10 protein-coding genes are annotated in these 12,763 nt (G+C 64.9%); 4 read left to right on the top strand and 6 right to left on the bottom strand.

What is annotated here, in order from left to right; genetic code table 11:
* The 6 genes from MESCI_RS05315 to MESCI_RS05290 all read right to left on the bottom strand — a co-directional run bounded on the left by MESCI_RS05315 (position 1) and on the right by MESCI_RS05290 (position 6,801).
* Entirely contained in the window at positions 1-1,470 is a 1,470-nt protein-coding gene (locus MESCI_RS05315; protein WP_013528927.1) for a sugar ABC transporter ATP-binding protein, read from the bottom strand.
* 49 nt (positions 1,471-1,519) lie between these two features.
* Positions 1,520-2,533 carry an ABC transporter substrate-binding protein gene (locus tag MESCI_RS05310; RefSeq protein ID WP_013528926.1) on the bottom strand — a complete coding sequence of 338 codons (1,014 nt, stop codon included), beginning with the start codon at positions 2,531-2,533 and terminating at the stop codon, positions 1,520-1,522.
* Between the two features lie 96 nt (positions 2,534-2,629).
* The gene (locus tag MESCI_RS05305; RefSeq protein ID WP_245268591.1) at positions 2,630-3,523 is read right to left on the bottom strand and encodes an SMP-30/gluconolactonase/LRE family protein; all 894 of its coding nucleotides are present in this window, start codon (positions 3,521-3,523) and stop codon (positions 2,630-2,632) included.
* A gap of 192 nt (positions 3,524-3,715) precedes the next feature.
* The gene (locus MESCI_RS05300; protein ID WP_245268590.1) at positions 3,716-4,684 is read right to left on the bottom strand and encodes a YihY/virulence factor BrkB family protein; all 969 of its coding nucleotides are present in this window, start codon (positions 4,682-4,684) and stop codon (positions 3,716-3,718) included.
* 114 nt (positions 4,685-4,798) lie between these two features.
* Positions 4,799-5,521, bottom strand: a complete 723-nt coding sequence (locus MESCI_RS05295; protein ID WP_013528923.1) for a response regulator transcription factor — start codon at positions 5,519-5,521, stop codon at positions 4,799-4,801.
* Positions 5,521-6,801: a sensor histidine kinase gene (locus MESCI_RS05290; RefSeq protein ID WP_013528922.1), complete on the bottom strand. Its 1,281-nt coding sequence runs from the start codon at positions 6,799-6,801 to the stop codon at positions 5,521-5,523. The genes MESCI_RS05295 and MESCI_RS05290 overlap by 1 nt, the downstream gene beginning before the upstream one ends.
* A gap of 325 nt (positions 6,802-7,126) precedes the next feature.
* Here MESCI_RS05290 and MESCI_RS05285 point away from each other — a divergent pair, with 325 nt between their 5' ends.
* From MESCI_RS05285 to MESCI_RS05270, 4 genes are read left to right on the top strand one after another with little or no spacing between them, the layout of a single operon-like run.
* Positions 7,127-9,559 carry a glucan 1,4-alpha-glucosidase gene (locus MESCI_RS05285; protein ID WP_013528921.1) on the top strand — a complete coding sequence of 811 codons (2,433 nt, stop codon included), beginning with the start codon at positions 7,127-7,129 and terminating at the stop codon, positions 9,557-9,559.
* A 34-nt stretch (positions 9,560-9,593) separates the two neighbouring features.
* A complete protein-coding gene (gnd, locus tag MESCI_RS05280) occupies positions 9,594-10,607 on the top strand; it encodes a phosphogluconate dehydrogenase (NAD(+)-dependent, decarboxylating) (protein ID WP_013528920.1) in 1,014 nt (337 codons plus the stop codon).
* A 22-nt stretch (positions 10,608-10,629) separates the two neighbouring features.
* Entirely contained in the window at positions 10,630-12,006 is a 1,377-nt protein-coding gene (gene zwf / locus MESCI_RS05275; protein ID WP_013528919.1) for a glucose-6-phosphate dehydrogenase, read from the top strand.
* A 13-nt stretch (positions 12,007-12,019) separates the two neighbouring features.
* Positions 12,020-12,739 carry an ROK family protein gene (locus tag MESCI_RS05270; protein WP_013528918.1) on the top strand — a complete coding sequence of 240 codons (720 nt, stop codon included), beginning with the start codon at positions 12,020-12,022 and terminating at the stop codon, positions 12,737-12,739.
* Positions 12,740-12,763 lie beyond the last annotated feature (24 nt).

Below are 12,763 nucleotides of genomic sequence, written 5' to 3'. Positions count from 1 at the left end.
TCAGGCCGCATCGCCGAAGGAGGACTGGATGATCTTCTCTTCGGTCAACTCGTCGCGACGCAGATTGGCGACGATGCGGCCGTTCTTGAAGACATAGATGTGGTCGCAATTGTCGAGCTCTTCGGTTTCCGTGGTGTACCAGAGGAAGGTACGGCCTCGGGCAGCCTCCTCGCGCACGAGGTCGTAGACCTCCAGCTTGGTGCCGATGTCGACGCCGCGCATCGGGTCGTCCATCAGCACGATCTGTGCATCCGAGCCGAGCGCACGCGCAAACAGCGCCTTCTGCTGGTTGCCGCCCGATAGCGAGAAAATGTTGTTGTTCATGTCAGGCGTACGGATGCCGATCTTCTTCTGCCAAAATGCAGCAAGCTCGGCCTCGCGCTGCGGCGAGATCAGCAGCCCGCTGCGCAGCCGCGCCAGCGAGCGGATGCCGATGTTCTCAGCAATCGACCATTGCGGAAAGATGCCGTCCGACTGGCGGTCGCCGGCGACCAGCGCCACCGGTGCGGTCACCTCGATGCCGGCCCGGGCGCGCGATGCCCCGCTAAAGATCGCCAGCAGCAGGTCTGTCTGGCCATGTCCGGCCAGGCCGGCAAGGCCGATGATCTCGCCGGCGCAGGCGACGAGGTCGGTGCCGTCCTTCTGCGCGGCGGGCCGCGCCCGGACCCTCAGCGGACTGGCGGCGGGCTTGGCGGCAGCGATTTGCGCCGCGATCTTCTGGCGCGCTTCCGCGCCGCCCATCGCCGTCACCAGCCGGTTACGGTCGAAGGCGGTGGCGGCGTCGGCGACAACCACCTTGCCGTCGCGCATCACCACGATGCGGTCGGCGTTGCGCAGCACCTCGCCCAGCACATGCGAGATCAGGATGCAGCTTTTGCCGCCGGCGACGAAGCGGCGCACGAAGGCCAGCAACTGGCCCGCCGTATGCGCGTCGAGCGACGATGTCGGCTCGTCGAGGATGACGAGGTCGAGACGATCCTGCGTGACGGTGAAGGCGCGCGCCACTTCGACCATCTGGCGACGGCCGATCGACAGGTCGCCGACAATGTCCGACGCCGAGATGCTGTGGCCCGGAAAGATCTCGTCGAGCTTGGCGGCGATCAGCTCGGCCGCCTTGCGCCGCCAGCCGAAGCCACGCAGCGAAGCGTGGTTGATGCGTGTGTTCTCGGCGACATTGAGATTGGGGCACAGCGACAGCTCCTGGAAGACGCAGCGTATGCCGAGCTGCTGCGCGCGCGACACCGAGTAGTTGTCCTCGATGTCGCCATGCACGCCGATCTGCCCGCTGTCGGGCACCAGCGTGCCCGCCACCATGTGCATCAGCGTCGATTTGCCGGCGCCATTGTGGCCGACGAGCCCGACGCATTCGCCGGGTCCGACGTGAAAATCCACGCCACCCAGCGCGCGAACGGCGCCGAAATGCTTTTCGGCGCCGTTCAGTCTGATGATGTCAGCGTTACCCCTGGGCATGCTCAACGATACTCGCTTGGCGATACGGACGGCAACGCTTGGCCGACATTCACTTGATGTTGGCTTTGATGGCCGCGATCGCGTCTTCCTGCGTGTATTCGTGGCTGGCGACGCCGCCCTTGGGGATCTTTGGCAGCTCGGCCTCGAAATCGTCCTGCGTGAAGGCCAGATACGGCACCAGCAGGTCGTGCGGAATATCGGTGCGGCCGTCGAGCACCTGCTGCGCCACCCAGAAGGCGAGCGATGACACGCCGGGCGCGATCGACGCCGACCAGGTCTGGTAGCCGTCCTTGTCCTTCTGCTCCTTCCACCACTGCAACTCGTCCTGGCGGTTGCCCATGATGATGGTCGGGCGCGGCTTGCCAGCGGCGGCGAAGGCCTGTGCGGCGCCGTAACCGTCGCCGCCCTGATCGACGACGCCGACGATGTCGGGCAGCGACGGCAGGATGGTCGCCACCGCCTTCTGCGCCGTCGTCTGGTCCCAGTCGCCGGTCACCGAACCGACGATCTTGAACTCGGGATGGGCGGCGACGCCTTCGAGGATGCCGGCATGGATGGCATCATCGATCGAGGTGCCGGCAAGGCCGCGGATTTCAAGCAGATTGCCGCCCTTGGGCTGGAACTTGGCCATCTGCTCGACTTCCTGCTTGCCCATGTCCTTGAAGTCGACGACGACGCGGTAGGCGCAAGGTTCGGTCACGGTGCCGTCGAAGGAGACGACGGTGATGCCGGCATCGCAGGCCTGCTTGATGGCGCCGTTGAGCGCATCCGGCGAGGCAGCGTTGATGACGATCGCGTCATAGCCCTGCAGGATCAAGTTCTGCACCTGCGCCGCTTGCGTCGGCACCTCCTTGTCGGCGGTGGTGAAGATGTCGGCCGCGCCGACCACCTTGTCGGCGACCGCCTTCTTGGTGACGATGCCATAGCTGTCGAGCATCGCCTGTCGCCAGGAATTGCCGGCATAATTGTTGGAAAAAGCAATCTTCTTGCCACTGGTGTCGGCCAGCGCCGTGCCCGAAGCGAGCATTGCCGCCAGAGCGCCCAGAACGAACAGTTTCTTCATGTCGTTATCCTCCCAGATGTGTTGACTGCTGCATTCCCACCGGCTTTGACCCCGGCCTCACTCCCAACTCTGATTTGAGCACGGATTGTCGCGAGCTCAAAACAGTCTCAATCCCGGCACGCGCACCCTGAGCCGGTACAGCGACGTCGACGCGGTAATGTAGAGGCTTTGCAAATCGTCGTCGCCGAAGGTGAAATTCGCGCAATCTTCAGGCGTCCGGATGACGCCAAGAATGGTGCCCGACGCGTCGAAAATGTGGATGCCGCCGGGTCCGGTGCAGTAAAGATTGCCGCGGCTGTCGATCTTCATGCCGTCGGGCGCTCCCGGCCCCTCGCCCTCGGTTACTGCCCACACCGCGCCGCCATTGAGGTCGCCATTGGCTTCGACGCCGAACACCCTGATGTGCCCGCGTTCGGTGTCGTTGATGAACAGCCGCGACTCGTCCAGCGAAAAGCACAGCCCGTTCGGCTGCCCGAAATCGTCGGCCAGCAATGTCAGCCGGGCGCCGTCGCCATCGATGCGGTAGACGCCCTGGAACGGCAGCTCCTGCGGGCGTGGCACGCCATAGAACTCCCTCCGGCCATAGCCCGGATCGGTGAAGTAGATCGATCCGCCGGTGGCAACGACGATATCGTTCGGGCTGTTGAGCTGCTTGCCCTCATGATGCGTGGCAAGCACTGTTGCGCTGCCGTTGGGCTCGGCGCGGGTCACGCGGCTCGTTGCGTGCTCGCAGGTGACCAGCCGCCCCTGGCGGTCCAGCGTGTTGCCATTGGCCTTGTGGCTCGGCTCGCGGAACAGCTCGATCTCGCCCTCGGCACTGCGGCGATACATCCGGCTTTCCGGAATGTCGGAGAAGACCAGCCATTTCTCATAGGGATGCCAGACCGGCCCTTCGAGGAAGCCGAAGCCGCTCGCCAGCGTTTCGATCGGCGCATCGCCGACGACATCGTCGAAACCGGAATGGCGCGCACGCGCCGGCACCGACATCATCGGCTCCCGGCGCGAACAGCCGTGCTACTCCGCATGGTGACGAATGGCATGAGCGCTTCCCGATACAGTCTTCTTGTTGGGGCAGAGCGTAGGCGCGGTCCCGACGAGCCGATACGGGTCAAAGCGCACGGGCGACTGTGCATTTGCACAGTCGCCCGTGCCTATCGAGCGTAGAATACCGGCGACGTCAGATCAGGGCCGGCGAACACTTCGCAAAAGCGCGGTCAAGGTTGCGCTCGCGCACGCCACCGCCACGAGCACGACAACGCCGGCAGAGTTGGACTCCTGTTGTGTTCGAGCTGAGCCGTGCTGCGCGGGCAGAGGGCTGTGAACCAACCTCTTCAGATCGGACCGGCTGCCGTGCCGAACGGAATAGGCGCGCGTGAACTCGGCGCCGAGGAGGAAAATCTCCGACGAGTAGTAAACCCAGAGCAAAATCACGAGCAGTCCGCCGGCGGCGCCATACGACGACGCAATCGCGCTGGTGCCGATATACCAGCCTATAAGCGATTTTCCCAATGTGAACAGGGCCGCGGTTCCGACAGCGCCGATTGCCACATCGCGCCATTCCAGGGTTCGATCGGGCAAAACCTTGTAAATGGCGGCAAACATCACGGCGATAAGCGCAAACGAAACGACGCCGTTGATCCCGCTGAGTATGATCGTTCCAAACGGCAGATGGGCGTTGATGAAAGCGCCCAGTGCCGAAATCGCAGCGCTTGCGATGAGAGAGACCAGCAACAGGAACCCGAGTGCGGCCACCAACCCCAGACTGGCGGCCCGCGCCCTCACCAGACGCGACAGGGAATTGCCTTGCGGTTCGATCTTCCAGATTGTGTTCAACGACTGCTGCATTTCGCCGAAGACGCCAGACGCGGCCACCAGCAAAGTAACCAGCCCTATGATCGCGGCCCAGGTGCCGTACAGCCTGCCGGATGCACTTTCCAGCGCAGTCTTGAGGAGATCGGCGCTTTCCGGTCCCATCAGCCCTGATATCTGCGCGGACAAGGCCAATTGTGCGGCATCGTGGCCGAAGACGAGACCAGCAATCGCAACCACGATCAGCAAGATCGGCGCCAGCGAGGTGGCGGCATAAAAGGCCATCGCCGCACCATGGCTGAGCGCATTGTCGTCGATGAAACCGACGACGCTTTCGCGCACCAGGTGCCATGAATCTGCAAATGAGGGTCGCACTTCGGATCCGCAGGCGTTGAGTTGGCGTTCACTAGCAATGCGCCGGACCTTCCGATGTTCCGGCTTGTGGCCGCCGCTGTTTCAGTGCTCCGTCAGCCAGGCGTCGAGCCGGTCCTGTTCGCGGCGCAGTGCGTCGATGTTGATCAGGCCGCGCGCCATGGCGAGATAGATCGCCCGCGTCCGCGAGTTGAACACGGAAGCATCGCCGGTGCCGTCCTCCGCCGGCACGATGCCGAGCTTGTCGTAGCAGTGCTTGATGCGGCTCTGCGCACCACGGATCGACAGGCCGCGACGTGCCGCGATCGCCCGATCGGTCAGGCCGAGCGCGATATCGATCAGGCTTTCATATTCGCCGTCGGTGATGCCCTCGAACTTGTCCTGAACGCGATGCTGGATGCCGCGGATCTCGCGGTCGATGATGCAGTGGCCTTCGCGGAAAACCCCGCGCAGGGCGGACCGCATGCCTTCCTCCGTCGCCGATTTCAGCACATAGCCGTAGACAGAGCCGGGCGGGACGATGCGCGCCACGCCGCGCACATAGGCTTCGTCGGCGAAATTCGACCAGAACAGGATGTGCGTGCCGGCGCGGCGGTTCCAGATCGCCCTGGCAACTTCGATTCCCGTCGCCTTCGGCATCTGCAAATCGAGCACGACATGCAGTGGCTCGCGCTCAGTCGCCAGGTTGATGGCGTCCTCGCCGTCGCTCGCTTCGATCACCTCGACGTCACCGGGCCACAATTGCTCCACCGTGCGCCGCGCGAAGCTACGGTGCAGCCCGTCATTCTCGGCGATCATCACAAGCATCACATGGCCTCCGATACGGCGAGTTCGCCAGGCATTGTTGCAGCCGCCGCCAGTTCCCGTGATGGCTGGCGGTCGATCTCGACGACGACACGGGTGCCGCCGTTCTTGCGGCCGGCCTGGCCGATGCGCAGCCGCGCCCCGATAAGGGCTGCCCGCGTGTGCATATGGCCGATGCCGCCATACGCGGCCGGGTCAACGGCGCCGCAGCCCTGGCCGTCATCCGTCACGATCACCCGCAGCACGCTCGCGGTCGACGCCAGCAGCACGTCGATGCGGTGCGGCGCGGCATGGCGAACGGCATTGTTGATCGCTTCCTGCACGATCCGGTAGAGCGCGGTCCGCACTGGCTCCGACAGGCTGTCGGCGCCGCCGTCGCTGGTGTCGGCGATGCGCACGGCGATCGGCGGCTTGGCCCTGGCGACGCTGCGGTTGAGATGCGCCTCGACCGCATCGCGCAGGCCGAACAGTTCAAGCACGCTCGGCCGCATATCGTCGACGATGTGGCGCAGTTCCGTCAGGCAGCCGGCGACCTCCTTCTCGAGATCGGCAAGCTGTGCTGCCCGCGCCACGCCCTGGCCGCGAAGTGCCGAGAGCTGGCGCGCGATCCGGGCGAGATCGGCAAGCGTCTGGTCGTGCAGGTCCATGGCCATGCGCCGGCGTTCGCGCTCCATGCCTTCGGTCAATTGCGAGGCGCCGACGCGCAGCAGCTCGACGCGGTTTCGCGCCTCGCTCTCGGCCAGCATGGCGCGGCGCGCCTCCTCGGTCTGGATCAGTGCGAAGATGTAGGGCGCGATCAGGTCGGCGCATTGCTGCGCGACCGCGACATCGGCAAGCGTGTAGCAGTCGACCTCGTGCCGGCTGATGTTGAGCGCGCCGATGATGCCGCCGCGCGCCCTGAGCGGCACGACGATGCGGCTGCGCAGCCTGGCGGCGAAGATCGGACCATCGATAGCGGTGGCGAAATGGAACCGCTCGTCGCTCAGCGCGTCGTCGGCGAGCAGATAGGGGACTTCGCCCCACAGCACCGAGCGGATCGGGCTGACTTCGGTCGGCAGCGGATGCTGGGCAAGCTCGCTCCAGCTGGTGTGGAAGCCGGCTTCGTAACAGGCGTGCCGGCGCCCATCATGCGACAGCACCGCCAGATCCATGTGGTCGTGCGGGATGAGCGAGCCGATCTCGATGGCTGTCGCGCGGAACGCCGTGCCGGGATCGATATGGCCGGCAAGCGCCCGCGATATCGCCAGCAGCCGGTCGATCAGGACCAGGGACACTTCCGCCATTGCTTTCACGATCCTCCCGTGCCGGGAAATAGTGGACGCATGCCGCCGCCGCTGTCAACGACGGCGCCTTTGGTCATAGGAATTTTTTCTTGACTCGGTGAGCTCAGCTATGGTACATTTTCGTCCATGGTGCTGATTTGCGCCGGTGACCCGCCGCACTGGCGGGTTTTTCATTTGCTGCTCCGTCAGCGCAGACGAAAGCTCCGAAGAAACCCGTTAGCCCTAGTTCGTTGCCCTGCCGTCGGCCCGCCGATCAACTTGCGGTGCAATGATTGTAAAGGGTTCGCGTCATGGTCTAGGGAGGAGGCCAGGAGATCGAAACAGAATGCCAGTGACGCAAAACGTTGCTCCGGGCGCCCCGGGAATTCCGGCGCGCTGGACGTCAAGCGCCAAGAGCGGCGTCGGAACGTCGCTTTCGCCGGCCGGTCGGATCTGGTTCACGATCAGCCACGGCATCCTCAACGAAATCTACTATTCGCGCGTCGACAGTGCCTGCACCCGCGACCTCGGCCTGATCGTCACCGGCGCCGCCGGCTATTTCTCGGAAGAGAAGCGCGCTGCCACGCACAGCATCGAACCGTTCGAGGACGGCGTACCCGCCTACCGGCTGGTCAACACGGCGAACGACGGCGCCTGGCGGATCGAAAAGCGCATCCTCGCCGATCCGGCGCGCCCGGCGCTGCTGCAGGAAATCACCTTCACGGCGCTGAGGGGCGTCGCTGACGATTATCGCGTCTACGCGCTTCTGGCGCCGCATCTGGTCAATGCCGGCATGGGCAACACCGCCTGGGTCGGCGAACACGAGGGAAAGCCCGTGCTGTTCGCCTCGGGGCGCGGCTCCTGCCTGGCGCTGGTCTCGTCGCTGCCCTGGCGGACCGGTTCGGCCGGCTATGTCGGTTTTTCCGACGGTTGGCAGCAACTGCACAACACAGGTGAGCTCGATGCTGCATACCAGCGGGCCGAGGACGGCAATGTCGCGCTGACCGGCGAGATCGGCTTTTCCGCGGCCAGGAACAAGGCTTTGCTGGCGCTGGGATTTGGCGCGACGCCCGAGGAGGCTGCGGAACATGCTTTCGCCAGCCTGAAGCAGGGTTTTGAACCCGCGGCGAACTCCTACCTCCAGAACTGGCGCAACTGGCAAAAGGGCCTGCTGCCGCTCGACCGGCACGCGGTGCCCGGGATCAACTTCTATCGCGTCTCGACGGCGGTACTGGCGACGCACCGGTCGATCGCCACACCGGGCGCCGCGGTCGCCAGCCTGTCGATCCCGTGGGGCTTCGACAAGGGCGACGACGACCTCGGCGGCTACCATCTGGTCTGGCCGCGCGATCTGGTCGAGACGGCCGGCGGCTTTCTTGCTGCCGGCGACGCCGCCTCGGCGTTGCAAATCCTCGACTATCTCGGCTCCATCCAGCAGCCGGACGGCCACTGGCCGCAGAACGCCTGGCTCGACGGATCGGCCTATTGGCCCGGCATCCAGATGGACGAATGCGCCTTTCCGCTGCTGCTGGCCGAAGCTTTGCACCGCGCCGGCCATTTGCCGCACGCCAGGCTCGCAGTCTTTCTGCCGATGATCGAGCGCGCCGCCGGGTTCGTCCTGCGCAACGGGCCGGTCACCGGCGAGGACCGCTGGGAAGAGGATGCCGGCTACAGCCCGTTCACGCTCGCCGTCGAAATCGCCGCACTGCTTGCCGCAGCCGACCTGCTCGACGCCTGTGGCAAGCCGGACGCGGCGACCTATCTGCGCGAGACATCAGACGTCTGGAACGACCAGGTCGAGCGCTGGACCTACGTCACCGGCACGGCGATCTGCGGTCAAGTCGGCGTCGACGGCTACTATGTCCGCATCGCGCCGCCCGACAGCGCCTCGGCCGGTTCGCCGAAGGACGGCTATGTTCCGATCAAGAACCGGCCGCCCGGCGACACCGACCGGCCGGCCGAGCAAATCGTCAGTCCGGATGCGCTTGCACTTGTCCGCTTCGGTCTGCGGGCGGCCGACGACCCGCGCATGACAGACACGGTCAAGGTCATCGACGCGCAATTGCGCTGCGATCTGCCGCAAGGGCCGCTCTGGTATCGCTACAACGGCGACGGCTATGGCGAGCATGAAGATGGCGCACCTTTCGACGGCACCGGCCAGGGTCGCCCCTGGCCGCTGCTGGCCGGCGAACGCGCCCACTATGAGCTGGCGGCCGGGCGCAGGGAAAAGGCAGCCAGCCTGCTGGCGGCACTGGAAGGCTCGGCCGGACCGGGCGGCCTGTTGCCGGAGCAGGTCTGGGACGGCGCCGATATGCCGGAGCGCGAACTGCTGCACGGCCGCCCCTCGGGCAGCGCCATGCCGCTGGTCTGGGCGCATTCGGAGCATATCAAGCTGTTGCGCTCGCTGCGCGACAGCGCGGTCTTCGACATGCCGCCGCAAGGCGTCAAGCGCTATATCGAGGACAAGACCGTATCGCCGTTCCGGACATGGCGGTTCAACAACAAGATCCGCACGGTCCCGGTCGGCAAGACGTTGCGCGTCGAACTGTTGGCCCCGGCTACAGTCCACTGGAGCACCGACAACTGGGCGACCGCCCACGACAGCCAGACGGTGGAGAACGATTTCGGCATCCACCTTGCCGATCTGCCCGTGGCAAGCCTCCCCGAGGGAAGCACCCTGCTCTTCACTTTTTTCTGGCCCGGAACCGGCGATTGGGAGAATGTCGACTTCTCCGTCATCTCAGGCGACCAGGACAGCCAGCAGACCTTCCCTCGATAACCCCGCAAATCTCCTAGAAAACAGGGACGAAACCATGCAGATCGGAATGATGGGACTGGGCCGGATGGGCGCCAACATGGTCCGGCGCCTGATGCGCGACGGCCACGAATGCGTCGTCTACGACATCAACCCGGCCAGCGTCGCGGCCCTGGTGACCGACGGCGCGGCAGGGGCGGCCTCGATGGAAGAATTCATCGGCAAGCTGGCCAAGCCGCGCTGTGTGTGGCTGATGCTGCCGGCGGCGATCACCGGCAGGATCATCGACCAGGTGGCGGCCCTGATGGAGCCCGGCGACATCGTCATCGACGGCGGCAATTCCTATTATCACGACGCCGTCGACCAGGCCGCGAAACTGGCCGGCAAGGGCATCCATCTTGTCGATGTCGGCACCAGCGGCGGCGTCTGGGGCCTGGAGCGTGGCTACTGCCTGATGATCGGCGGTCCCGACGTGGCGGTGCAGCACCTCGATTCGATCTTCGCCACGCTGGCACCGGGCGCCGATGCCGGCTCCAATCCGTCCAGGGATGCCGGGACCGCGCCCTTCGGCTACCTGCATTGCGGACCGAGCGGCGCCGGCCACTTCGTCAAGATGGTGCACAACGGCATCGAGTATGGCGTCATGGCCGCCTATGCCGAAGGCATGAACATCCTGAAATCGGCCAATGCAGGCAAGCGGCAACGGACGGCGGACGCCGAGACCAGCCCGCTGGAAAACCCGCAATACTATCAGTTCGACATCGACCTTCCCCAGGTGGCCGAGGTCTGGCGGCATGGCAGCGTTATCGGCTCCTGGCTGCTCGACCTGACGGCCGGCGCCTTGAAAAGCGATCCGGGCCTGGTGAATTTCGGCGGCCGCGTTTCGGATTCCGGCGAAGGCCGCTGGACGCTGAAGGCGGCCATCGACACCGGCGTGCCGGCTCCGGTGCTGTCCTCGGCGCTGTTCGACCGCTTCTCCTCGCAGGGCGAATCCGAATTCGCCGACAAGCTGCTCTCCGCCATGCGCTATGCCTTTGGCGGCCATGTCGAGAAGCCGAAGGCCGGCAAGTGAGGACAGCGGGGGAGACACGCGCATGAGCCAGGAACGGTCCGACACGCTGGTGCTCTTCGGGGCCACCGGCGACCTCGCCCACAAGAAGATATTTCCAGCCCTTTACCAGATGGTCGCCAAGGGCACGCTTACCGAACCGGTGATCGGCGTCGCCTTCGATGCCTGGGACCTCAAGCAATTGCAGGCGCGCGCGCGTGACGGCATCGTCAATGCGCTCGGCAAGATCGACGAAAAAGCCTTCGCCAAATTTGCCTCGCTGCTGCGCTACGTCAGCGGCGACTACCGTGACGGAGCGACGTTCGAGAAACTGAAGAGCGCGCTCGGCACCGCACAGCGACCGCTGCATTACATGGCGGTGCCGCCGACCATGTTCGAGACCGTCGTCCAGGGGCTGGAGCAGTCGGGCACCGCGCATGGCGCGCGGCTGATGGTGGAAAAGCCCTTCGGTCACGATCTGCAATCGGCGCGCTGGCTGAACCGGGTCCTGCATCTGGTGTTCGACGAGCAGTCGATCTTCCGCATCGACCACTACCTGGGCAAGGAAGCGATCCAGAACCTGCTCTATTTCCGCTTCGCCAATTCCCTCCTCGAGCCGATCTGGAACCGCAATTACGTCGAGAGCGTGCAGATCACCATGGCCGAGGATTTCGGCGTCGAGGGACGTGGCCGCTTCTATGACGATGTCGGCTGCATCAGGGACGTCATCGAGAACCATCTGCTCAACATCCTGTTGCTGCTTGCCATGGAGCCGCCTGTCGGCCGCTCCGCCGACGATCTGATCGACGAGAAGGTGCAGGTGCTGCGCGCGATCAGGACGCTGACCAAAGACGATGTCGTGCGCGGCCAGTTCACCGGCTATCTCACTGAACCCGGCGTGGCGCCGAACTCGCCCGTCGAGACCTTCGCGGCGGTGCGTTTCTTCGTCGACACCTGGCGCTGGCAGGACGTGCCGTTTTTCATCCGCGCCGGCAAGAACATGCCGGTGCATGTCACCGAAGTGGTGGTGCGGCTGAAGCGGCCACCGCTCGATGTCTTCGATCCGATCAAGCCCGCCGACCAGAACTACGTCCGCTTCCGCATCGACCCACAGGTGGTGATCGCCATCGGAGCACAGCGCAAGGCGGCGGGCGACGACATGATCGGCGAGCAGGTCGAACTGACGGCGCTCGACGACTCGAAGGGCGACATGCCGCCCTATGAACGCTTGATAGGCGACGCCATGAACGGCAACGGCCAGCTGTTCACCCGCCAGGACGCCAGCGAACTGGCCTGGCGCATCGTCGGCCCGGTGCTTGGCGACACCACGCCGCCGCACCTCTACGAGCCGCTCACATGGGGACCGGCGGACGTCATGGCCGGGTTCGGGCCACCCAATGGCTGGATCGATCCGGTGAAGTGAGAGGAACCACGCGATGGCCAAGGCAGTGAAGCAACCAGCATCGGGCACCGAGACGCCAGATGCTGAAAAGATCGTGCTCACGATCGACATCGGCGGCTCGCACGTCAAGATCCTCACCAGCGCCGGCGGCGCGGAGCGCCGCGCCGATTCGGGGCCGGGGCTGACGCCGCAACAGATGATCGATACCGTGAAGAAGCTCGCCGAAGGCCTGTCCTACGACGTCGTCTCGATGGGCTATCCCGGTCCGGTCAACCACAACAGGCCGCTCGCCGACCCCGCCAATCTCGGCAAGGGCTGGGCTGGATTCGACTTTGCGGGCGCGTTCGGCAAACCGGTGAAAGTGGTCAATGACGCGCTGATGCAGGCCATCGGCAGCTACGAGGGCGGGCGCATGCTGTTCCTCGGGCTCGGCACCGGGCTCGGTGCGGCGATGATTGCCGACAACGTCGCCCAACCGATGGAACTCGCGCATCTGCCCTACAAGAAGGGCAAGAGCTTCGAGGATTATGTCGGCGAACGCGGCCTGGAAAAGCGCGGCAAGAAGAAATGGCGCAAATACGTCTTCGACGTCGTCGACCGGCTCCGTGCCGCCATGCAGCCTGACTATGTCGTCATTGGCGGCGGCAACGTCGACAAGCTCGATGAATTGCCCGCCGACTCCAGGCGCGGCGACAACACACGCGCCTTCGAAGGCGGGTTTCGTTTGTGGCGCGACAAAGCGCTGATAGTCTGATACTGTTATTGTTTAATATAGTTG

Origin of the sequence: Mesorhizobium ciceri biovar biserrulae WSM1271 (genome assembly GCF_000185905.1) — a bacterium.
In the GTDB taxonomy this organism is placed as follows: domain Bacteria; phylum Pseudomonadota; class Alphaproteobacteria; order Rhizobiales; family Rhizobiaceae; genus Mesorhizobium; species Mesorhizobium ciceri.
Note: the sequence above shows the minus strand (reverse complement) of the source record. Positions and strands in the feature narration are given on the sequence as shown.